Annotated in this window: 23 protein-coding genes; 9 read left to right on the top strand and 14 right to left on the bottom strand. The window is 61.9% G+C overall.

The annotated features are described in order from the left end of the window. Window positions 1-33: 33 nt before the first annotated feature. Window positions 34-420, top strand: a complete 387-nt coding sequence (locus QM716_RS03040) for a DUF1304 domain-containing protein (protein ID WP_200316373.1) — start codon at window positions 34-36, stop codon at window positions 418-420. An 8-nt stretch (window positions 421-428) separates the two neighbouring features. Here QM716_RS03040 and QM716_RS03035 read toward each other — a convergent pair whose 3' ends face one another. The 3 genes from QM716_RS03035 to QM716_RS03025 all read right to left on the bottom strand — a co-directional run bounded on the left by QM716_RS03035 (window position 429) and on the right by QM716_RS03025 (window position 4,118). Continuing rightward, entirely contained in the window at window positions 429-938 is a 510-nt protein-coding gene (locus QM716_RS03035) for a hypothetical protein (RefSeq protein WP_283302296.1), read from the bottom strand. A 325-nt stretch (window positions 939-1,263) separates the two neighbouring features. Continuing rightward, a complete protein-coding gene (locus QM716_RS03030) occupies window positions 1,264-2,109 on the bottom strand; it encodes a mycofactocin-coupled SDR family oxidoreductase (RefSeq protein WP_020970454.1) in 846 nt (281 codons plus the stop codon). Window positions 2,110-2,201: 92 nt separating this feature from the next. Then, a complete protein-coding gene (locus QM716_RS03025; protein ID WP_283302295.1) occupies window positions 2,202-4,118 on the bottom strand; it encodes a propionyl-CoA synthetase in 1,917 nt (638 codons plus the stop codon). 192 nt (window positions 4,119-4,310) lie between these two features. On the opposite strand from QM716_RS03025, the gene QM716_RS03020 reads away from it, so the two are divergent. Beyond that, entirely contained in the window at window positions 4,311-5,582 is a 1,272-nt protein-coding gene (locus QM716_RS03020) for an MFS transporter (protein ID WP_283302294.1), read from the top strand. A gap of 20 nt (window positions 5,583-5,602) precedes the next feature. Here QM716_RS03020 and QM716_RS03015 read toward each other — a convergent pair whose 3' ends face one another. From QM716_RS03015 to QM716_RS02990, 6 genes are all read right to left on the bottom strand, one after another. Continuing rightward, window positions 5,603-6,643 (bottom strand): hypothetical protein, encoded by a 1,041-nt coding sequence (locus tag QM716_RS03015; protein ID WP_283302293.1) that lies wholly within the window; start codon window positions 6,641-6,643, stop codon window positions 5,603-5,605. Beyond that, window positions 6,640-8,127 carry an acetyl-coenzyme A carboxylase carboxyl transferase subunits beta/alpha gene (locus QM716_RS03010; protein WP_283302292.1) on the bottom strand — a complete coding sequence of 496 codons (1,488 nt, stop codon included), beginning with the start codon at window positions 8,125-8,127 and terminating at the stop codon, window positions 6,640-6,642. Before QM716_RS03010 ends, QM716_RS03015 begins: the two co-directional genes overlap by 4 nt. A 93-nt stretch (window positions 8,128-8,220) precedes the next feature. Then, window positions 8,221-9,414 (bottom strand): ABC transporter permease, encoded by a 1,194-nt coding sequence (locus QM716_RS03005; protein WP_283302291.1) that lies wholly within the window; start codon window positions 9,412-9,414, stop codon window positions 8,221-8,223. After that, window positions 9,411-10,307 (bottom strand): ABC transporter ATP-binding protein, encoded by an 897-nt coding sequence (locus QM716_RS03000; protein ID WP_283302290.1) that lies wholly within the window; start codon window positions 10,305-10,307, stop codon window positions 9,411-9,413. The genes QM716_RS03005 and QM716_RS03000 overlap by 4 nt, the downstream gene beginning before the upstream one ends. A gap of 43 nt (window positions 10,308-10,350) precedes the next feature. After that, window positions 10,351-10,896 carry a hypothetical protein gene (locus QM716_RS02995; protein WP_283302289.1) on the bottom strand — a complete coding sequence of 182 codons (546 nt, stop codon included), beginning with the start codon at window positions 10,894-10,896 and terminating at the stop codon, window positions 10,351-10,353. Then, on the bottom strand, window positions 10,889-11,215 hold the full coding sequence (locus QM716_RS02990) for a helix-turn-helix transcriptional regulator (protein WP_283302288.1): 327 nt from the start codon (window positions 11,213-11,215) through the stop codon (window positions 10,889-10,891). The genes QM716_RS02995 and QM716_RS02990 overlap by 8 nt, the downstream gene beginning before the upstream one ends. A gap of 106 nt (window positions 11,216-11,321) precedes the next feature. Between QM716_RS02990 and QM716_RS02985 the strand changes: the two genes are divergently transcribed. The 3 genes from QM716_RS02985 to QM716_RS02975 all read left to right on the top strand — a co-directional run bounded on the left by QM716_RS02985 (window position 11,322) and on the right by QM716_RS02975 (window position 12,807). Next, window positions 11,322-11,741 carry a hypothetical protein gene (locus tag QM716_RS02985; RefSeq protein WP_283302287.1) on the top strand — a complete coding sequence of 140 codons (420 nt, stop codon included), beginning with the start codon at window positions 11,322-11,324 and terminating at the stop codon, window positions 11,739-11,741. A 76-nt stretch (window positions 11,742-11,817) separates the two neighbouring features. Continuing rightward, window positions 11,818-12,231, top strand: coding sequence for a VOC family protein (locus QM716_RS02980; RefSeq protein ID WP_283302286.1), 414 nt, complete (start codon window positions 11,818-11,820; stop codon window positions 12,229-12,231). Beyond that, entirely contained in the window at window positions 12,232-12,807 is a 576-nt protein-coding gene (locus tag QM716_RS02975) for a TetR/AcrR family transcriptional regulator (RefSeq protein ID WP_283302285.1), read from the top strand. Between the two features lie 12 nt (window positions 12,808-12,819). Here the strand turns inward: QM716_RS02975 and QM716_RS02970 are convergent, their stop codons facing one another. From QM716_RS02970 to QM716_RS02960, 3 genes are all read right to left on the bottom strand, one after another. After that, window positions 12,820-13,659 carry an aldo/keto reductase gene (locus tag QM716_RS02970; RefSeq protein ID WP_283302284.1) on the bottom strand — a complete coding sequence of 280 codons (840 nt, stop codon included), beginning with the start codon at window positions 13,657-13,659 and terminating at the stop codon, window positions 12,820-12,822. A gap of 144 nt (window positions 13,660-13,803) precedes the next feature. Beyond that, window positions 13,804-15,435 (bottom strand): ABC-F family ATP-binding cassette domain-containing protein, encoded by a 1,632-nt coding sequence (locus QM716_RS02965; RefSeq protein ID WP_283302283.1) that lies wholly within the window; start codon window positions 15,433-15,435, stop codon window positions 13,804-13,806. Window positions 15,436-15,524: 89 nt separating this feature from the next. Further along, window positions 15,525-16,121 carry a class I SAM-dependent methyltransferase gene (locus tag QM716_RS02960; protein WP_283302282.1) on the bottom strand — a complete coding sequence of 199 codons (597 nt, stop codon included), beginning with the start codon at window positions 16,119-16,121 and terminating at the stop codon, window positions 15,525-15,527. A gap of 130 nt (window positions 16,122-16,251) precedes the next feature. Here QM716_RS02960 and QM716_RS02955 point away from each other — a divergent pair, with 130 nt between their 5' ends. Continuing rightward, window positions 16,252-17,100, top strand: coding sequence for an aldo/keto reductase (locus tag QM716_RS02955; protein ID WP_019744860.1), 849 nt, complete (start codon window positions 16,252-16,254; stop codon window positions 17,098-17,100). Between the two features lie 63 nt (window positions 17,101-17,163). Here QM716_RS02955 and QM716_RS02950 read toward each other — a convergent pair whose 3' ends face one another. Beyond that, complete coding sequence (locus tag QM716_RS02950) at window positions 17,164-18,315, bottom strand: NADH:flavin oxidoreductase (protein ID WP_283302281.1); 1,152 nt, start codon at window positions 18,313-18,315, stop codon at window positions 17,164-17,166. A gap of 203 nt (window positions 18,316-18,518) precedes the next feature. Here QM716_RS02950 and ctaD point away from each other — a divergent pair, with 203 nt between their 5' ends. Genes ctaD through QM716_RS02935 form a run of 3 tightly spaced genes read left to right on the top strand, consistent with a single transcriptional unit; the run spans window position 18,519 to window position 21,267 of the window. Further along, window positions 18,519-20,273: an aa3-type cytochrome oxidase subunit I gene (ctaD, locus tag QM716_RS02945; protein WP_283302280.1), complete on the top strand. Its 1,755-nt coding sequence runs from the start codon at window positions 18,519-18,521 to the stop codon at window positions 20,271-20,273. A 45-nt stretch (window positions 20,274-20,318) separates the two neighbouring features. Then, window positions 20,319-20,792 (top strand): MarR family winged helix-turn-helix transcriptional regulator, encoded by a 474-nt coding sequence (locus QM716_RS02940; protein WP_042921411.1) that lies wholly within the window; start codon window positions 20,319-20,321, stop codon window positions 20,790-20,792. A gap of 55 nt (window positions 20,793-20,847) precedes the next feature. Continuing rightward, window positions 20,848-21,267, top strand: a complete 420-nt coding sequence (locus QM716_RS02935; RefSeq protein ID WP_283303033.1) for a DUF5313 family protein — start codon at window positions 20,848-20,850, stop codon at window positions 21,265-21,267. A gap of 9 nt (window positions 21,268-21,276) precedes the next feature. Here the strand turns inward: QM716_RS02935 and QM716_RS02930 are convergent, their stop codons facing one another. Then, on the bottom strand, window positions 21,277-22,305 hold the full coding sequence (locus QM716_RS02930; RefSeq protein WP_283302279.1) for an NAD(P)/FAD-dependent oxidoreductase: 1,029 nt from the start codon (window positions 22,303-22,305) through the stop codon (window positions 21,277-21,279). Window positions 22,306-22,328: the final 23 nt, after the last annotated feature.

Here is a 22,328-nt window from a genome sequence, read left to right as displayed (position 1 = left end):
ACAGAATTCACTCGAAGCAACAGGAGCTCACCGATGAACGTCGCCGGCTACATCTTCGCGGGACTGGCCGCAGCAGTGCACGTATACATTTTTGTCCTCGAATCGATTCTCTGGACTGCCCCGAAGACCCGCGCCACATTCGGCGTCAAGTCGGAGGAGGAAGCGATCACCACGCAGCCGCTTGCCTTCAACCAGGGCTTTTACAACCTCTTCCTGGCAATCGTGTCCGTGATCGGCATCGTGATTGCGGCGACCGGTTCCGCGTCGGTCGGAATCGCCCTCGTACTGGCAGGCACAGGATCGATGGTTGCCGCGGGGTTGGTGTTGATTCTCTCTTCTCCTGACAAGGCCCGCGCAGCCGTCGTGCAGATGCTTTTCCCAGCTATTGCCGTTGTTTTGCTGGTAATCCACCTGCTCTGAGACCGTCTCTACCCGCCGCCGAGCACCAGTGATTCGATCAGAGCAAAGGCGCCGTTGAGTGCTCCGCAGTCGAATGCTTCGGCCAGGGCGTAACCGATGACGAGTTCGTCGTTGCTCGGAGTGCTCGACCAGACTGCGTCGGTCTGTCTGGGGTCGGATTCCTCGTTCTTGGAGAACAGAGCGATGCGAACCCCGTCCCGGGTGAAGGCGCTGTTCGCGTCATCGACTGGGGCGAAGTTCAAACTCACACCGTCGACGAGTGCAGAGACCGTATACGAGCGCCGGGACAGAAAGCCTTTGCCGACAGTGAGTTCGACCTCGTCGCCACCGAGAGTGAAGAACAGGTCGGCGGCAGCCCGCGTTCCGATGGGTGTGCCTTCGCGGCGCGGGGCGTCGACTCGGCGCGTCAACAGAGCGCGTGATTCGCCGTTTCGGACGTCCACGACCCCGGTGTCGACGTCGAAGGAGATCTCGACTTTTCCGTGAATCGGGTCCATCGCGGCGTAATTGACCGTCACTGTGCCTACCCCCTGTATGTGTGAACTCGGGTCCATAATACGTGGTGGGAGCGTTGTCCAGTATGCCCGAATCCAAAAAAATACTGCCGAATGACGCGCGTTTGCGGCCAAATGCTTCTACTCTGGATCTTGGGTTTGTTGCGCATCCCACAAAGGTTTTTCCCACGCCAGACGAGGAGCGCCTATGAGGTTGTCGACTACTTGTTCTGTTGCTACGAAGGCTTGATCAAGCCGGAATTGCCTCTGCCGGATGGTGCTCGAGACCCATCCGGCAGAGGCAATTCTGTGCCGGTCGAGCAGAGCAATTCTGTGTCTGTGCAGGCCTTTAGCCGCCGGCGAATTTTTCGGAGGTTCCGAGATCGATCGGCAGTGCGATCCCGGTGATCCCGCGTCCGGCCGGCCCCACCAGATAGAACACCGCATCCGCAATTACTTCGGGGTCGACCCACGGATGGGGCAGCAGATTCAGCTTCGACATGATCGGAGCGGTATCGGCGAGGACGGGATTCTCCAAGTCTGGACGGAACGCGCGAACCATCGGTTCGTTGTCGATCATCGTGGTTCGCACATTGCCCGGGTGTACGGAATTGACCCGAATGTCCGCCCAACCGAGTTCGTTGGCCAGAGACTTCGCCAAACCGCGAACGGCGTGCTTGGACGCGGAATAGTGTGCGATACCCGGCACGCCGCGAAGGCCGGCCATCGAGCTGATCAACACGATCGACCCACCTCGATTGCCGTTCATGATGTGCGGAATCGACACCTTGGTCGTCAACCAGACACCAGTGACGTTGATGTCCATCAGCTCGCGGAACTCTTCGGCGCTCAGATCCCAGGACAGCTTTGCCGACGCCGCGATTCCCGCGTTGGCGATCACAATGTCCAGTCGGCCGAGTTTCTCGACTCCGGCGTCGACCGCTGATTTCAGGGCATCGAGGTCGCGAGTGTCCGCTACGGATGCGACGATGCGCCGGCCTTGAGCTTCGACCAGGGCGACGGTCTGGGCGAGGTCGGCCTCGGTGGCCATGTCGTACCCCGCCGTTGCGACCGGCGCGCAGAGATCCACCGCGATGATGTCCGCGCCCTCGGACGCGAGCTTGACGGCATGCGCGCGCCCTTGACCACGCGCCGCTCCGGTGATGAATGCGACCTGACCGTCCAAATTGCCCATCGAACTTCCCCTGCCCGTGCGAAGCGCCAAAACTGGAACGTGTTCATACTGCTACGTCCGGAGCCGGGCAGGTAGGGGAATTCGCGAAATCCTTATCCGCGAAGGAGTTTGGACAGCTCGTCCAATACGCTCGCGTCCTCGATGGTCGACGGGACCGTGTACTCCTCGTTGTCAGCGATCTGCCGCATGGTCTTGCGGAGGATCTTGCCGGAACGAGTCTTCGGTAGTGCGGCGACGACGGTGACGTCCCGGAAGGTGGCGACGGCACCGATCTGGTCGCGCACCCGCGCGATTAGTTCCTGTCGGAGAGTTTCGGGATCGATGTCGACGCCGGACTTGAGCACGACGTAGCCGCTCGGCCGTTGCCCCTTGAGTTCGTCGTGAATGCCGATGACGGCGCATTCTGCGACGGCCGGGTGGCCGGCGACTACTGCTTCCATGCTTCCTGTCGAAAGGCGGTGTCCGGCAACGTTGATCACGTCGTCGCTGCGTCCGAGGACGAAGACATAGTTGTCCTCGTCGATGTATCCGGAGTCGCCGGTGAGGTAATAGCCTTCGAATGTCGACAGGTAGGACTTCACGTACCGATCGTCGTCACGCCACAGTCCGGCGAGTGTTCCGGGAGGAAGCGGCAGGCCGATCACGATGTTGCCCTCGGTGCCCGGTCCCACGAGTTCGCCCTTGCCGTCGACGATTTCGACGCGGTATCCGGGGCAGGCGACGGTGGGTGAGCCCGCTTTGATCTCCATGGGTTCGAGGCCGCGCAGGTTCGCGCAGATGGCCCAACCGGTTTCGGTCTGCCACCAGTGATCTACCACCGGGCGATCGAGAATCCGAGTAGCCCACTCGTAGGTGTCGGGATCCAAGCGCTCGCCGGCGGCGAACAGTGTGTCGAGCGACGAGATGTCGTACTTGGCAAGCTCTTTTGCATCCGGGTCGGCCTTGCGGACCGCCCGAACGGCGGTGGGGGCGGTGAAGAGTGCCGACACCTTGTACTCGGAAATGATGCGCCAGAATGCACCGGCGTCTGGGGTGCCGACGGGCTTGCCTTCGTACATGACCGTCGTGGCTCCGGCGAGCAAAGGTCCGTAGACGATGTACGAGTGGCCGACCACCCAGCCGACGTCGGAGGCGGTCCACCAGACCTGGCCGGGGCTGATGTCGTAGAGATTCTTCATCGTCCACGTCAACGCAACAGCATGGCCACCGTTGTCCCGGACGACGCCCTTGGGCTTACCGGTCGTTCCCGAGGTGTAGAGGATGTAGAGCGGATCCGTCGCGGCGACCGACACCGGGTCGGCAGGGGCGGCATCGGCGATCATCTCGTCCCAGTCGAACCAGGCTGCGGCACTTGACTTGTAGTCGGCAGCAGCGCCGGGAATCTGCTCACGGTTCTTCACGATCACGGTGTGAGCGGGAGTGGCGGACAGTTGCAGAGCCTTCTCGACCATCGGCAGGTACTCGATGGTTCGGCCTGGCTCCAGGCCGCCGGACGCCGTCACGAGCACCACGGGGCCGGCGTCGTCGATACGCGTGGCGAGTTCCTTGGCAGCGAAGCCGCCGAACACCACTGAATGCACAGCGCCGATACGTGCACACGCGAGCATCGCGATCGCAGCCTCGGGGATCATCGGCATGTAGATGATGACGCGGTCACCCGCCACCACACCCTGATCTTTCAAGACACCGGCGAAGAGTGAGACCTGCTCGAGGAGTTCGGCGTAGGTGTACGTGGCCTTGGTGGGGACCATCGCGGAGTCGAAGATCAACGCGGTCTGATCGCCGCGGCCGTCGCGGACGTGCCGATCAAGGGCATTGAAGCTGGTGTTCAGCGACGCATCCGGGAACCAGCGATAGATCGGTGCGGCGGAATCGTCGAGTGCCTTCGTGGGCGCGACATCCCAGTCGACGGCACGCGCTGCATCGAGCCAGAACTTCTCCGGCTGATCCATGCTCTCGCGATATGCGTCGGCATACGTGGTGTGGGACGACTGCTCAGAAGAGCTCATCGACGTGTGTCCTCTCGTGAACTTCGCTAACCCGTGACCTGAAGCACCTTAGGTTACCGTCAGTGCCGTGCGCCTCAGTGTGGGTGCGGGTGCGGTCCGTTTGCGCCGGACGGGCCTGTCCCGTCGGCCAGTGGTGCGTCGGCGGGTGGGATCGGCGGGTGGGATAGGCCAGGGATTGAAGGGGGAATCGGTGTGACGGATACAGCGCAACGTGCGGGCTTGTGGGGAGTCCTCGCTCAGCGTGATTTCCGACTTCTGTGGACCGGCGACGCCGTCAGCGGCATCGGAAACGGTGTCACGACCGTTGTGCTGCCGTTGATCGCGCTTCGCGAATTGGAAGCGAGTAACTTTCAGATCGGTGCGCTGGCCTCGGCGGTGTGGTTGCCGTGGTTGATCGTCGGACTACCCGCCGGTGCCTGGATCGACCGGTTGCCTCGCCGTCCGATCATGATGATCGCGAACGCTGCGTGCGCGCTGCTCTTCGCGAGCGTCGCGATCGCCGGCCTCATGGGGGCGGTGACATATGGCCACCTGCTTCTGGTCGGGCTGCTCACCGGCACGGCCACCGTTTTCTTCCAAGCGGCCTACCACGCGTATCTCCCCACGGTCCTCGACGAAGCGGATCTTGTCGAAGGGAACTCGAAGATACAAGGCGCCGAGGCCGCGACCCGGGTGATCGGCCCGAGTTTCGGTGGGCTGTTGGTAGCGACTGTCGGGCTAGCAGCCGGTCTGCTCGTCGATGCGTTCACCTTCGTCTTCTGCTTCGTGTGCATGTGGCTGATTCGTGTGCAGGAGACCGTTGATCGCGGACGCGGCCGCCGAGAACCGTTTCGGCGCGAGATAGCGCTCGGCCTGCGATTCGTCGCAGCTGATCCGTATCTGCGGCCCATCGTCGTTTACGGGACTCTTCTCAATTTCGGCCTTGCCGGGTACACCACGATCCAGATCGTTTTCCTGGAAAAGACGGTTGGTGTGGGGGAATTCGGACTCGGGCTTCTGTTGGCGATTGCCGGGGTCGGCGGAATTGTCGGGTCGATGATCGCGCGCCCGCTCGGGCGCCGATTCGGTACTGCCCGAAGCGTTCTCATCTGTCAGTTGGTGACGGGACCGTTCATCCTGTTGGCCCCTCTGACGTCGTACGGCGCCGGCCTGCTCTGGTTCTGTGCGGGAGGAATGGTGATGATTGCCGGCGTCGTGTCCTGCAACGTAGTGCTCGGCAGCTTCCGTCAGAGTTACTGTCCGCCAGACCGTCTCGGTCGAGTAGTGGCGACGAGTATGTTCCTGTTGCACAGCACTATTCCGCTGGGTGCGCTGCTGGCGGGGTTCCTGGGCGATCTCGTAGGTTTGCGCGGAACCATGTGGATCATGGCCGGACTGATCGCGCCGTGTGGATTGGTCTTGCTCTTCAGTCCACTGCGCGGCATCCGCGATCTACCGAGTCGGCCCCCCGAGTCACTGCGCTAGAGATTCACTGCGCTAGAGAATCACTGCGGTAGGGCTGCTGCGGACTCTTCGCTTCGAATCGCGATGCGAAGAGTCGCAAGCATGAACAGCGAGACGGCAAAACCGAACAGCGCGCCGAACTGGTCCTGCGTGAACAGGTACACCTGCGTCACCAGAAGGCTCACCACGATCGATGCCCGTAGTAGCCGCAAGGCCCGGAGGTAAGGACCGCGGAAGAGGAACCACACTCCCAGGACCACAAGAACTCCGGTTGCAGCCGTGGAGATCTGGACGACGAGATCGGAGACGTCGTCAGCTTCGACGCCGTTCTCGGAGACGAGTGCGTAGATCACCTGTACTACCGCGAGGAGGGCCTGCAATACGAACAGAGTCAGTACCAGTCGGCGGACGATGCGGTGCCCGAGCAGTGCTTCGGCCCGTTGGAAGAACACGTTGCGAGCACGCGTGATCTTCGATTCGATACCGCCGACCGGCGGAGTCTGTGTGTGCAGGCCGGCCTTGATCGAGTCGACGAGGTCCGTGAGGCTGCGGTCTTCGACGCCGTCGAGCACTCGGAGGGCGTGGTTGTACTGGATCTCGTCGAGCTGACCGAGAGCGAGGTCCGAGAGCGCTCGCGCACCGATGGCAAGCCGATGACGATCATTCATACCGCGCCGAATCACCACCTCGCGCGCGGCCAGATAGAAGACTACGAAGACGACGTACATGATCGCGATTGCAGGCTGGTAGAAGTAGTCGACGTCGGCGGTGACAAACTTTCCGACCTCGTCGATGAAGAGGCCGAATCCGATTCCGCCGACGAGGGTCGCCAGATCGCGCGTGCGAGAGCCTTCGGTGATGGCGGTCGAGACGATGGCGACGGCCATCAGCAATCCACCCCACAAAACGTGGGCGATGTGGAGGGAACCGCCCCCGATCTGGGGATAGCCGGTTGCCGCCAGGTAGGCACGGGTGATCAGCACGGTCGCTATGGCGGCGAACAGGAACAGCTCGAAACGAGCCAGTGCCGCACGGTCGTAACTGTGCGGCAGCGTCAGTGCAGTCCGGTCGTTCGTCGTCATTGCGGAACTCCCAGGTTTCGATAGCGCGCGATACGGGAGGACTGGCGATCGGTGTCTGACTCCTCGGCGAGAATGAAGAGTTCGTGCGCGATTGCTGCCCCTACTCTCTTGGAGAATTCCACGGGCTCGTCGGCCGCGTCAGGGGTTTCGGGAATGATGGCGTCGATCACGCCGTCTCGTAGCAGATCCAACGAACGAATTCCCTGCGCAGCGGCCATCTCCGGGGCATGACTGATGTCGCGATGAACAATCGCGCTTGCGCCTTCCGGCGGCAGGGGAGCGAGCCACCCGTTCTGTGCCGCGAGTACTCGGTCTGCAGGTAGCAGAGCCAGAGCACCACCGCCGGTTCCCTGACCGAGCAGCACTGACACTGTCGGGGTTCTCAGCGTCACGAGGTCGGCGATGCAGCGGGCGATCTCAGGGGCAAGTCCACGTTCCTCCGCTTCCTTGGACAGCGACGCGCCCAAAGTGTCGATCACGAGGACAAGCGGGAGTTGTAGTTCTTCGGCAAGTTTCATGCCCCGTCTTGCTTCACGAAGTGCGGCCGGTCCCATCGTGGTGAGCGCGGATTGTCCGCTGCGGTCCTGGCCGAGCAGGATGCACGGAAAGCCTCGGAAACGGGCGAGCGAGAGCAAGATCGTCTTGTCGGTTTCACCCTGCCCGGTGCCGCTGAGTGGTACCTGTTCGGTCGCGGCATGGCGGAGCAACTGCCGGATGCCCGGTCGATCCGCCCGGCGCGAGAGCATCACCGACTGCCAGGCAGGGACATCGGGAATCTCGGGCGAGGGAATCGGGTCCGCGACTGCCGGAGCCGGGGGATCGGTGAGCACGCACAACGCTCGATTGACCAGTAGGCGGAGGCGGTCCACCGGGACGACGCCGTCGATAACGCCGTTGCGGTACAGGTTCTCGGAGGTTTGGATCCCGTCGGGAAACTTTTCGCCGTAGAGGGATTCGTAGACACGGGGTCCGAGGAAACCCACCAGGGCGCCCGGTTCCGCGACGGTGATGTGGCCGAGAGATCCCCACGACGCAAAAACCCCGCCGGTGGTGGGATTACGCAGGTACACCAGGTAGGGCAGGTGCGCAGCCTTGTGAACAGCCACTGCCGCAGCGATCTTCACCATCTGAACGAACGCGACGGTCCCCTCCTGCATTCGTGTTCCGCCGGAGGTGGGCGAGGCGAGCAATGGGAGTTGTTCTGCCGTAGCACGTTCGACGGCGGTCACGATCCGTTCGGCTGCAGCAACTCCGATCGAACCGGCGAGAAAGCTGAATTCACAGGCAATTACCGCGACCCGACGCCCCCGAACTGTACCGACACCGGTGACGACGGACTCGTCTACTCCACTTTTGTCGCGGGCCTTCTTCAGGTCTTCCGCGTACTTCGGCCCAGGCCCGACGTCGACGGGCGGGGAGTCCCAGGAGACGAAGCTCTTGGGATCGAGTACCGCAGTGAGTAGTTCTTCGGCCGAGATTCGCACAACGTCCTCCAAGTAAGCAGCACCCCGTCCAGGATGAACCTACCTGGACGGGGTGCCGCCGGGATCGCGTGGCGTCAGTTGTGCGCCGGAGAATCAGCGTCCGAACGCTTCCTTCCATGAAACGACCTTGCCGATGCGAAGGATGGAGCGCTGGTAGATCTTTGCCGCGATCATCGACAGCGCAGCAGTCACGACCAGCATCAGCAGAATGGTTCCCACGATCTGGAACGGAGAAGCAACACCGGCAGAAATGCGCAGGGGCATGAGGATTGCAGAGAACGGCGGAATCCAACTCAGCACGTTGCTCAGGGTTCCTTCGGGATTGCTCACCGAAACGAAAGCCACGCTGACCATTGCCATGACGAGCAGCGCGAGGGGCATCGCGGTGGCATTGACGTCCTCCTGTCGCGAGACCATAGACCCGGCAGCGGCGTACAGCACGGCGAAGAAGAGGAAGCCGAGAATGAACCACCCGAGAGTGCCGAACAGAACGCCGATCGCAGTGCCCGTCACGGTCAGGACGCCCGTCGCCAATCCGGTGGCGACGCCCGCGACAGCGTAGGCAGCCATCTGCATCAGACCGACAGCGCCGATTCCGAGAACCTTGCCCCACAATAACTGCAGCGGACGCAGAGTGGAGAGCAACAATTCGACGACGCGACTGGACTTCTCCTCGACGACGCCCATCGCCACGTACGTTCCGAAAAGCAAGATCTGCATGTACAGGAGCACCACAGCAGCGATCGACATCGCTATACGTTGGCCCTGTTCGGGATCCGGGGGATCGATGGCATCGATGGTGACCACAGCGGTGGACGTGGCTTCGGCGAGCTGAGCCGGATCGATCCCTGCGGCGGAAAGCGCATTCGATTGTGCCTGTTGTGCAACGGAACTCTCGATGACGGCCCGCAGATTCGTGGGCACTTCCTTCTTGGTCACGACAGTGACGGCGCCGCCCGATCCAGCGATCACGGCCACGTCGAGGTCGCCGTCCTTGACCTGATCACGCGCGGTTCCGTCGTCGGAAACCTCCGTCACCGTCACCGGATTTCCGAGGGTGTCGCCGATGGACACCATCGTGGCACCGAGTGACTGGTTGCCGACCAAGCCGATCTTCGACTTGTCCTCGTCGCCGCCGGAGAAGAGTGAGAAGGCGATGATGCCGCCGATGATCGCGACCAGAATGATGACATTGCTGATCACAAAACTCTTCTTCGAGATCTGCGTCATGAATTCGCGTCGGGCGACCAACCCGATGGCTCGACCTCCGCTCAACTGGTTGCTCATGCGGCTACTACCTCTCGGAACAGATCGGTCAGTGACGGACGTCGTAGCGTGAACTCGTGCACCGGTCCGGTTTTCAACGCGGCGTGCAGGATCTGCTGATCGTCGGCTGTGCCGTCGACGCTCAGGAGCGTTCGACCGTCGAGGTGGCTCAGTGTGGTGACACCGATCAGATGGTGTGCCCAGCCGACCGGTGCGTCAGGAGCGAAGACTTCGATTCGGCCGTCCCCCTTACCTCGTAGTTCGTCGACAGTTCCGATCTCCCGCATGCTGCCGCGGCTGATGATGCCGACGCGATCACACAGCCGCTCCACCAGATCCAGCTGATGGCTGGAGAAGATCACCGGAACGCCGGTGCGAGCCTTCTCGACCAACACGTCACTCATGACGTCGACCGCTACCGGGTCCAGGCCCGAAAACGGTTCGTCCAGAACGAGTACCGCTGGATCGTGAACAAGCGCGGCCGCAAGCTGCACTCGTTGCTGATTACCGAGTGAGAGGGAGTCGACGGTGTCCTTGACGCGTTCGGCAATGCCCAGACGTTCGGTCCACCGTTCAGTGGCCGCATGCGCGTCGGCTTTCGAGAGCCCATGTAGCTCGGCCAGATAGGAAAGTTGCGCGCCCACCTTCATCTTGGGGTAGAGGCCGCGTTCCTCCGGCATGTATCCGATAGTGCGACGCACGTCGAGGTCGACGGGTTTGCCGCCGAGGCGAACTTCCCCCGAATCTGCTCCGAGTACACCCAGCGCAATGCGCATCGTGGTCGTCTTGCCGGCGCCGTTGCTGCCGACGAATCCGAAGATCTCGCCTGCGCGCACTTCGAAACTCAGGTTGTCGAGTGCAACGACATCGCCGTAGCGTTTCGAGATGCCGTCGATCGTGAGGGTGGCTGACATGGGTCCTTCCCATCGGTCGAGTGGTGCGCTTCGGTAATGCGGGTCAGAGGTCGAACTCTTCCGAATCAATCGGATCCGGGTCTGGATTGGTCCACGAGAGAATCATCGCGGGCGTGCACGCGCCGATCAGCATTGCAGTCAGTGCCAATAAACCTCCCGTGTAAGGCAGCCTCTCTACATTCCACTGCACCGACGAGGTGAAAATGAGGAAAATGGCGACAATGAACACCAATGTTTGGGTCACGCTGAGCCCGACGGAGCGAGCGTCGTTGCGTTGCTGGATCTCCCATTCGTCCAAAGCCTGCCGCGGTGCATCCCCTTGCCGGCCCGACACGATTTGAAGTGAGGACCACGTCGGCAGGAACAACAGGGTGAGAACCGGCCACGCGACCGCGAAGAGCGGATTGAACAGGCACGCTATGCTGACGGCAACCATCGTGGTGAACAGGACCGCGAGGGCGACGACGAGCATGCGGCGACGTCGACGGCTTCGCCAATTCGGGAGCCAATGTCGGAACGTCTCCTCGTTCTGCAGGAACCGCCGAGTGCGGTGGGCCTGGTAGCGGTCGACCAGATTTGATTCAGGCACTGGGCTTTTCACTCCCCCCGGTAGTAATGCGGTCATTCGGGTAGACCTCCGTCGACGGTGTATTCCGGTAGACCTCCGTCGACAGCGGACCGAACTCAGTCCGAGAGAACACCGCCTCGACCGGTAGGTCGAATACCCAGCAGATCCTGAATGCAAGATCCAGGCTGGGGTAGTGGTCGCCGCGTTCGAGCGCCCCCACCGTCTGCGGATTGACGTCGACGAGTTGTGCAAGCTGGGCCCGACTCATCTTCCGCTCGGCGCGAAGCACTCCGATGCGATTGAAGATGGGGAGCGCGTCTCCCCGCCGGACTGGGCTCATGCATCAAAGTGTTGTAAAAACCCAACATTTTGTCAACACGAACCGCGATTGTCCCGCTTCTGGGTGATGCCGGCGGATAAGGTTCGGGCAACGGAAGGGGCTTCACATGGTCGTCGAACAGTTGGTGCTCGAGAAGTCCCGCCTGGTCGTGCAGGTGCGCGAGGACGGTAGCTACTGCGTGGGACCACAAGGGCGCGAAGCGCTCTGGCGCGATCCGATGGAGAAAGGTGCCGTCATCGGTATCGGTCAGCACACTCCGGGGGATGTCGAAGGTAAATCATGGTGGGTCGTGTACGGCCAGTCGGACACCACGGCTGACGTCGCCGTTCGGCTCGAGGATGGATCGCACGTGCCGGTTTCGCGTCTCGGTGAGATCTTCGCCAGTGAATGGGTGAGCGCCCCGCAGCAGGCGCTGCTGTACCGGTCCGATCGCCCGGTGGAGTCGCAGCCCACCAAGCTGTCGGTGTTGTTCGCCAGGCCGAAGTTCATGCCCGAGGCGGCGTTTCCGGAGAATGATCGTTTGTAGCTCTCGCGAGGTCGGCTGTGGACGGGAGGCCTGGCCTACGCTCGAATTGTTACGGTACGTACTGTACCGTTTAACCATGACGACTTGGCCGAACGACCTCGCAGTAGTGCAGGTGCGCGTAGCTCGACCCACCGACCGACTCGACGACGTGATTGCGTTCTATCGCGACTGCCTGGGGTTGCCGGAGCTCTACCGGTTCTCCGGGCACGCCGGCTACGACGGGATCATGCTGGGACTGCCGGATGCGAACTATCACCTCGAATTCACCACCCACGAAGACGGAAGCCCGTGCCCGGCGCCGACGCAGGACAATTTGTTGGTGCTCTACTTTGCCGGCGAGTCGGCGATGTACGAGGTGGTTCAGCGACTGGGTGAGGAGGGGCACGAACCCGTCGAAGCCGAGAATCCGTACTGGGAGGAGAATGCGGGAATGACTTTCGAAGATCCTGACGGCTGGCGTCTGGTGCTCATGCCGCGTCCGGTGCTGTAGATGGTGCGCGCCCGCGACGAGCGGATCGACGACGCTGTACTGTCCGCGACCCTGGAAGTGTTGGGGGAGAACGGGTATGCGGAGCTGTCGATCGGATCGGTGGCGACGAGGGCGGGTGTACATCGCCCCGCCATCTACCGGAGATGGCCGTCGAAGCGGCATCTGGTGGTAGACGTCGTCGTGGCGCATATCGGCACCGATCCGACGCCGGACACCGGCGATCTCAGGGCAGACCTGGTCGCCGGCATCACGACATTGGTTGTAGGACTGAGTGAAACGGTAGTTGGTCGGATACTGCCCGCGTTGGTCGCGGATCTGGCCGCGGACCCGGAATTGGCGCAGGATTTCCAGTCGGCATTCTTTCAGCCGCGACGCGATTCCACTGCGGCAGTGCTGGAATCGGCGCGTCTACGCGGCGACATTCGGAGCGACTTCGACCTGGACTTCGTCCTGGACGCCTTGGCGTCCCCGATCTATTACCGGGCGTTGTTCCGTCACTTACCGCTGGACGCGCTCCTGGCTGAGCAGGCTGTCGATTCTGTTCTGCTGACGTTGGCTCCGCACGAGAATCTCTGAAGTCGTTTCGACTCAGTTTAATTCGAGTGGATCGGGTCCGACACGGCTGTCGGTGTTCAACGCTGCGATGGCAGCTGACTCGTCGGCATCGAGTGTGAAGTCGAAGATCGCGGCGTTGTCGCGCATGCGGGCAGGTGTGACCGACTTCGACAGCACTGTGTGTCCCTGTTCGAGATGCCAGCGCAGAATGATCTGCGCCGGGCTCTTTCCGTGTGCTGCAGCAATTTTCCCGATGGTCGGGTCGTCGAGGATAGTTCCCTGTCCCAACGGACTCCATGCCTCGATTTCGATGCCGTGGCTCTGTGCATACTCCCGTGACGCGTGCTGTTGCAGTCTGGGGTGCAGTTCGATCTGGTTGACGGCTGGGGTGATGGAGCTGTGCTGGGCCAGCAGGTCGAGGTGTTCGGGGAGGAAGTTCGACACACCGATCGCACGGGCGCGGCCGGAGGCGAGAATTTCCTCGAAAGCGGCCCAGGTCTCCACGAACAGGCCCTTTGCCGGTGCCGGCCAGTGGATCAGATACAGGTCGACGAAGTCGAGGCCGAGCTTGTCGAGGCTCGCGTCGAATGCGGCGAGTGCTCGGTCTTGGCCTTGATCGTCATTCCACAACTTGGTGGTGACAAACAGCTCTGACCTCGGAATATCCGAACCTGCGATGGCACGGCCGACCCCGGCCTCGTTGCCGTAGATCGCGGCCGTGTCGATGTGACGGTAGCCGATCTCGAGAGCGGTGGCCGTGACCTCTTCGGTCTGGGCGTCCGGTACCTGGAAAACGCCGTAACCGAGTTGCGGGATGGTGATCGGTTCGCCGGTGGTTCCGTGAGTCAGTGTTCGGTCGGGGATCGACAACATTGAAAAGTGCCTTTCAGGACTGTGCGTGGCGGTTCGACCGGGGATTGTGTCGCCTGTGAACCATCTATGCCGCGCATGCAACTATTGCGTGCGCCTGATAAATAGTTGCACACGCGGGTTGTCTGCGCAAGCAGCGCCGATCGGCTACTCCTCGAAGAGTTGTCCGTTCTCCATCCGCCACCGGCGCGTGCTGCGGGTGGATTGGAGCATGCGTCGATCGTGAGTGACGAGGAGGAGGGTTCCCTCGAACGACTCCATCGCCTGCTCGAGCTGTTCGATCGCCGGAAGGTCGAGATGATTCGTCGGCTCGTCCAATACCAGTAGATTCACGCCGCGGGCCTGCAGTAAAGCCAGTGCAGCCCTCGTTCTTTCGCCGGGGGACAGTGAAGCGGCGGACCTGAGTACGTGGTGTCCGCGCAGGCCGAACTTGGCGAGGAGAGTGCGAACATCGGCATCGGGCCAGTCCGGTACCTGAGCGCCGAAGGCCTCGACTACTGGTTGATCGCCTTCGAACAATCCGCGCGCCTGGTCGATCTCACCGATCGCGACACCGGAACCCAGGGACGCGATGCCCTCGTCCGGGACGAGTTTGCCGAGCAGGACGTTCAGGAGGGTGGTCTTGCCGGCACCGTTCGCACCCGTGACGAGGATTCGATCGCCCCAGTCGATTTGAGTCGTGACGGGACCGAACGTGAACTGACCGCGAGTTACCGTGGCGCCGTTCGTGGTTGCGACAACGGAACCGGACCGCGGAGCGGCCGCGATCTCCATGCGAAGGTCCCACTCTTTACGAGGTTCCTCGACAACTTCGAGTCGCTCGATGCGGCGTTGAGTCTGGCGGGCCTTCGCGGCTTGCTTCTCCGTCGACTCGGTCCGCAATCCGCGTCCGATCTTGTCGTTGTCCTTGGCCTTACGACGCGCGTTCCGGACACCGTGTTCCATCCAGTTGCGCTGCATCTGTGCGCGATCTTCGAGATCGGAGCGGGTGCCGGCATATTCCTCGAAGGCCTCGCGTGCGTGCTGGCGGGCTATCTCGCGTTCGGCGAGGTACGACTCGTAGCCGCCGTCGTACACGGCGATGTCCTGTTGTGCCAGATCGAGTTCCACGATCCCCGTGACGGTGCGCGAGAGGAACTCGCGATCATGGCTCACGACGACCAGCGCCGCTCGGGTCTCGGCGACAAATCGTTCCAACTGCCCGAGACCCCGCAGGTCGAGATCGTTGGTGGGCTCGTCCAACAGGAGAATGTCGTAGCGTGAAAGCAGCAGCGACGCGAGGCCTGCGCGTGCGGCCTGACCGCCGGACAATGCCGTCATGTGAGCGTCGAGGGATACGCCCAGTCCGAGCTCTTCGACTACCTTCTCGGCGCGCTCGAACAGATCGGCGCCGCCGAGAGCGAGCCACCGCTCCAGTGCCGGGGAGTACAGATCCTCCTCGGCTTCAGCCAGCGTCTCGGCTGCGGTGTTCATGACCGCCTCGGCGTACGCGACGCCGGTGCGTCGGCCGAGGAATTCGAGGACGGTCTCGCCCTCGATGCGGTCGGGTTCCTGTGCGAGGTAACCCACCGCAGCGTCTGGCGGGCTGAGGATGATCGAACCCTCGACGTCGGCAGTTCCGATTCCGGCCAGTGCGGTAAGAAGGGTCGACTTGCCGGCGCCGTTCGCCCCGACAAGACCGATGACGTCGCCGGGCGCGACTGTGAGATCGAGGTCGGAGAACAGGGTGCGTTCTCCCCGGGAAGCAGAGAGGCCGCTGATGCGCAGTGTTGCAGTCACCTGAGAAGTATCCCTGGTGCTGTGCGCCTGTGTTAATCGGTGCTGTGCGCCTTTATTAACCGCGGGCGGTTAATAAAGGCGCACAGCAGTCAGTCCCGAACCAGGTGGTACCAGCACGGATGCGCCGCACGGACCGGAAGTGGCGATTCGCTCACGTCCGCGGCCGTTCTCGAGGCCGTCGACCAACCGTCGAATGCTCGCATGACGTCTTCTTCGGAGACGCCATGTGGCATCGGCCAGCGGTGACCTGGTCCGAACGCGAACATGACCATGGACGCGCCCGGGGCGGTGATCGCGTTGACCGACCTCCCGTAGTCCCGTCGTTGATGTTCGGACAGCCCGTGAAAGCAGCCGATGTCGAGTACCAGCATGTGCCCACCGTCGACGGCTATGTGCAGGTCTGCCGCGTCCTCGTGGAGGAACCGGACGTCGACGTGGGCTTCACGTGCATGTATGCGCGCTTTGTCCAACGGCTCCTGCTCGGCGTCGACGCCGGTGACGTGCCAACCGCGTTGCGCCAGCTCGATGGAATGCCGTCCGGTGCCGCAGCCGATATCGAGTGCACGGCCACCTTCCGGAACAGGAATCGAGTCGAGAAGTCCGGACAGTTGAGCGTCGAACCCATGCCCGGTGTGCTCCCACGGAGTGACGCCGACCTTGTAGGCGAGACGATATGAAAGATTCATCGCTCTCTCTTTTCTCGAGGCGATTCCGATACTTGTCTTCCAAGGTAGACCGGCCTTTCGGGCGGTACAAGGGCACTGCCCGGAGGTTCTGCGGGGAATGCCTCCAGGCTCTCGCGCGTTGGTTCCGAATATGACCGAAACCAACGATGTGACCTCTGTACCGACAATTGTTCTGAACGACGGTAAGACGATCCCCGCACTGGGATTCGGTGTGTTCCAGGTTCCGGACGACGAAACACAGGAAGCCGTCTCCACCGCCCTGAAGACCGGTTACCGCAGTATCGACACCGCCAAGATCTACGGCAACGAGGTGGGCGTCGGCCGCGCTATCGCCGAATCCGGCATCGCCCGCGAAGACCTCTACATCACGACGAAACTGTGGAACGACGACCAGGGTTACGACTCGACGCTTGCCGCATTCGACGCCAGCCTCGACAAGTTGGGTCTCGACTACCTCGATCTGTACCTGATCCACTGGCCGGTTCCGTCCAAGGACCTGTACGTCGAGACGTTCAAGGCATTCCAGAAGCTCAAGGCCGATGGACGGGTTCGATCCATAGGCGTCTCCAACTTCACCATCGAGAACCTCGAGCGCGTCATCGGTGAAACCGGTGAGGTGCCGGTCCTCAATCAGATCGAGCTCCACCCCAAGTTCAACCAGGCAGAACTGCGCGCCTTCCACACCGGCAAGGGAATCGCGACGGAGGCGTGGAGCCCACTCGGCCAGGGAACCGTTCTCGGCGACCCCGTCATCACTGCCATCGCCGACGCTCATGGCGTCACCGCGGCCCAGGTCATCATTCGCTGGCACTTGCAGATCGGCAACGTGGTGATCCCGAAGTCGGTGACCCCCGAACGTATCGCCGCCAACTTCGATGTCTTCGGCTTCGAACTGACTCCGGAACAGATCAACGCGATCGGTGCTCTCGACGACCCGGCCGGCCGTATCGGCCCCGACCCGGTCACGCTCGGCAGCTAGAACTTCCGGTAGATCCACAAACGGCACTCCCGCAGTTGCGGGAGTGCCGTTTGTCGTGTGCGGTCAGTTCAGATGTGTTCGATGTTCTGCAGTGAATGCGATGTGCTCGTCTGTGCGTCCGGTGCGGAGCTTGTCGACCCACTCGGGATCGGCGAGCAGTGCGCGTCCGATGGCAACCATGTCGAATTCACCGTTCTCGTACTGAGCTTCGAGACGCTCCAGTCCGGTGACCGCCGATGCGGCGTCGCCGGTGAATGCCGTGGTGAACACGGAATCGAGTCCGACCGAGCCGACGGTGATGGTCGGCAACCCGGTCAGCTTCTTCGTCCAACCGGCGAGGCCGAGCTTGCCGTCTTCACCTTCGAGTTCAGCGAATGCCGGCTCCCAATGACGCCTCGTCGACGGATGCAGGACGTCGACGCCGGCGTCGACCAGGGGAGTCAGGATGTGGCCGAGTTCTGCCGGGCTCTGAGCGATACGGGCGTCGTACTGGCCGGACTTCCACTGCGAGAATCGGTAGACGATCGCGAACTCGTCCCCGACTGCCTCTCGGATTGCGGCGACGACCTCGGCCGGGAAACGGGTGCGAGCTTCGAGTGATCCGCCGTATCCATCGGTCCGGACATTGGTTCCTGCCCAGAGGAATTCGTCGAGCAGGTAGCCGTGTGCTCCGTGCAACTCGAGGCCGTCGAAGCCGGTGTTCTTCGCGTTGAGCGCGGCGTCCACCCACGACTGCTTCAAGTCGTCGAGATCCGACGTGGTGAATTCTCGTCCCAAATGGGTGCCGTCCAGCGCCAGACCGGAGGGGCTGACGGTTTCGACCTCGGGGTTCAGGCGCGAGTTCTCACCGCGCTCGACTCCGAGGTGCCACAGCTGAGGAATGATCGATCCACCCTCGGCGTGGACTGCGTCGACCACCGATTTCCAGCCGCCCAGGCTCGAATCACCGTAGATGCGCGGTACCCGAGTGTGCGGGCCGGCTGCCGGATCCGGGATGTACGTGCCTTCGGTGATGATCAAGCCGACACCACCTGCTGCGCGACGACGGTAGTACTCGGCCACGTCGGCGCCGGGGATTCCGTCCGGCGAGAACGCGCGAGTCATCGGGGCCATGGCGAAACGGTTGCGCAACGAGAGTGATTTGACCTCGAAAGGCTCGAAGAGGCCGCGCAACGCGGGGGCCTCGGGTGCTGTCGATGTGTCGGGAAGAGTCACGGGTTTGTTCAACACAGTGGACCCTCGACCTATTCCGCCGCTTGAGTTTATCTCTCCGAAATCCGCAAAAGCTTGCGTCCGTTCGGTTTTCGATCAGTGTATATGTAAACCGAATTTAGTTTGTGCATTAATTATTAACATGCGATATGGTCGTGCAGAAAGTTTCTGAGGGCGGGATCGAGCACGAAAGAGGACGCGCGAGCATGACAACGACGGTGCCGAACGAGCGGGCCGGAGAGCTGGAGCCGATTCCGGAGCGGCCGTATCCGAAGCGTCGTGATCCCAAGGGGTCGTGGATGCTCGAGATGATCAAGACGACCGATCACAAGAAGATCGGGATCATGTACTTGATCACTGCGTTCGTGTTCTTCCTGATCGGCGGCCTGATGGCGCTGTTCATGCGTGCAGAACTGGCCGTTCCCGGGATGCAGTTCCTCTCCAATGAACAGTTCAATCAGCTGTTCACCATGCACGGCACGATCATGCTGCTGCTGTACGCGACCCCAGTCGTCTTCGGATTCGCGAACTACATCCTCCCGCTGCAGATCGGTGCGCCCGACGTGGCGTTCCCGCGTTTGAACTCATTCGGGTTCTGGCTCTTCACTTTTGGTGGCCTCATCGTCCTCGGTGGATTCCTCACGCCGGGCGGCGCCGCCGACTTCGGTTGGACGGCGTACACCCCGCTCTCCGGCGCGGTACACAGCCCCGGCGTCGGAGCTGACCTGTGGGTCTTCGGTTTGACGGTTGGTGGCCTCGGCACCATTCTCGGTGCAGTCAATATGATCACCACCGTGATCTGCCTGCGAGCACCCGGCATGACGATGTTCCGCATGTCCATCTTCACCTGGAACATCTTCATCACCAGCATCTTGATCTTGATGGCGTTCCCGCTCTTGACGGCTGCGTTCATGGGTTTGTTCGTCGACCGTCACCTCGGTGGACACATCTTCGACCCGGCGACGGGTGGAGTTCTGTTGTGGCAGCACCTGTTCTGGTTCTTCGGTCACCCCGAGGTGTACATCATCGCGTTGCCGTTCTTCGGCATCGTCTCGGAGATCTTCCCGGTCTTCAGTCGTAAACCGATCTTCGGTTACACCGGATTGGTCTATGCGACGCTCGCGATTGCCGCCCTTTCGATCGCGGTGTGGGCTCACCATATGTATGCGACGGGTGCTGTTCTCCTGCCGTACTTCTCGTTCATGACGTTCCTGATCGCCGTGCCGACCGGTGTCAAGATCTTCAACTGGATCGGAACGATGTGGAAGGGGCAGTTGACTTTCGAGTCGCCGATGCTGTTCTCGGTTGGCTTCTTGATCACCTTCCTCTTCGGCGGACTGTCCGGTGTCATCCTCGCGAGCCCGCCCATCGACTTCCACGTCACCGATACGTATTTTGTTGTCGCCCACTTCCATTACGTGGTCTTCGGCACCGTCGTGTTCGCCACTTACGCCGGGATCTACTTCTGGTTCCCGAAGATGACGGGGCGCCTGCTCGACGAGCGTCTCGGCAAGTGGCACTTCTGGACCACGTTCGTCGGCTTCCACGGCACGTTCCTCGTCCAGCACTGGCTCGGCGGCGAGGGGATGCCGCGTCGTTACGCCGACTACCTGCCCTCGGACGGATTCACCGTCCTCAACTCGGTGTCGACGATTTTCGCCTTCGTGCTCGGCGCCTCGACGCTGCCCTTCCTGTGGAACGTATTCAAGAGTTACCGGTACGGCGAAGTTGTCACCGTCGACGATCCGTGGGGTTACGGAAACTCGCTGGAGTGGGCGACCACCTGCCCGCCGCCGCGTCACAACTTCACCGAGTTGCCGCGCATTCGCAGCGAACGTCCGGCCTTCGAGCTGCACTACCCACACATGGTGGAGCGAATGAGGGTGGAAGCGCACGTGGGTCTCACCGGGCAACCCGCGTCGACGCTGGAGAAGAGTGACGATCATCGCCGAATTAATTAGTGCAATAATAGTTACTGCACTAATTAATCTGATAACATCGGATTCATGACGACGAAGGCTCCGCAGATGCAGATGGATGATCCGCTGGCTCTCGACCGGCAGGTGTGCTTTGCACTTGCAGTCGCGAACCGAGCGGTGCTGTCCGTCTACCGGCCACTGCTCGAGCCGATGGGCCTCACGCATCCCCAGTATCTGGTGATGCTGGCACTGTGGGGAAAGTCGCCGATGGCGGTCAAGGAAATCGGGCAGGCACTGCAGCTCGATTCGCCGACGCTGTCGCCGCTCCTCAAGCGACTCGAGGCGTCCGGGTTGATCACGCGAACCCGTAGCCGCGCCGACGAACGTCAACTGGACGTGGACCTCACCGAAGCCGGTGTGGCACTGCGCGCGGAGGCGGAGAAGATCCCGCCGGCGGTTGTCGCGAAGCTCGGCGTCAGCCTCGCCGAACTCGAAGAACTACACAACGTTCTGACGCGGGTCAACGAGGCCGCGCTCCGCGCCGGAGCCTTGGACCAATGAGAGAAATGTGATGACTGCATCTGAAAGAAACGTGATGACTGCGTCAACGCTACCGATGCGTACCGAACAGGTGACTTCCGTGACTTCCAAAAACCAACGTACGAGCCCGAATCCTCTTCAGTGGTTGGGTTATTCAGTGGGGCGCAAGCTACCGGACTCCATGCAGGACTGGGTGCGAAACGACCTGATCGGTGACTGGGCTGTGCCGCGTCACCTGATCCGCAGCATGGTTCCGTTCCTTCCGGTCTTCACGGCCTTCATGCTCTTTCCCGGGCCGTGGGCCCTGCGGGCATCGATGGTGCTGCTCGGAGTGCTTCTGGCACTGTTTTATTCGGTCTCCTACATGGCTCAGAACAGGTCGCGTCGCCTCGAGCGTCACGGTTTGCCTTCCGACCTCGAGAACCCGAAGAAGATCTCGCGCCACGACGCCGAGAAGGCAGCCTACGAGAAGTTGCACGGCGGCCCCGCGACCTAGACACCTCGGTCAGAAGCCGTGGCGGGCGCTGCCGCCGTTCATTTCGCAGACGCGTTGCTCCACGGCCGCCGAGAAGCCACCCTCAGGCTCGGTCGAACGAAGAGCCGATTCGACATCTTGCTCGACCAGGTATCCGTTGATCGCGATTGCCGCGGTCGAACCGGCAGCGGCAGCGCCTATTACCTGAGCGCGAGGGTCGACGACGTTGCCGGCTCCCCAGACGCCTGGAACGCTGGTGGCGCCGGAAGGGTCGACAGCCACGAATCCCGTAGGGCCAGTTTTGCACCCGAGTCGCGTCAGATGCGTGTCGTTCGGAATGAAACGCGGCGCAACGAACAGTGCTGAGCGAGGGACTAATTGCCCGTTGTCGAGTTCGACGGCCTTCAGTTCGCCTCTCTCGCAGATTAATCCAGATACTTGTCCGACGACAACGGTCACCCCACGCGCAGCCAGTCGCGCGCGTTCGTCAGGGGTGAGTGAGATGTGGTGAGGGAAGAACATCACATCCGACGACCACTGTCGGAGTAGAAACGCCTGGTGAAGTGACATCTCGCGAGCTTCGCCGCCGAGAACGCCGATCGGTTCGTCACTGATCTCGTATGCATGGCAGTACGGGCAATGAAGCACGCTCTGTCCCCAAAGCTCCTGGATACCTGGTATTTCCGGGAGTGAATCCCGTAGTCCGGTGGCAACGAGCAGAGTGCGAGTCTCGAGGGTTGTGCCTCCTGAAAGTTCGACGACAAAGCCGGGTTCGATACCGCGCCAGGAAACGTCGACTACATCATCCTGTTTGAATTCCACTCCGTACGTCTGTGATTCGCTGCGTCCGACGGTGAGCAACTCACCGGGCGCCATGCCGTCTCGCGAGAGGAAGCCGTGCACGTGTGCTGCCGGCGCGTTGCGCGGTTTGCCGGAATCGATGACGGCGACCGTGCGCCGAGCACGACCCAACACCAGGGCTGCGCTGAGTCCGGCGGCGCCACCGCCGACGATCACGGCGTCGAGGATCTCTGTTTCGGTGTGTGTTCGCATGAGCACAGGTTGCCTGCGGACGAGTAGCT

This window comes from Rhodococcus sp. IEGM 1409, assembly GCF_030056735.1.
Classification (GTDB): Bacteria; Actinomycetota; Actinomycetes; order Mycobacteriales; family Mycobacteriaceae; genus Rhodococcus_F.
This window is presented reverse-complemented; position numbering and strand designations above follow the sequence as displayed.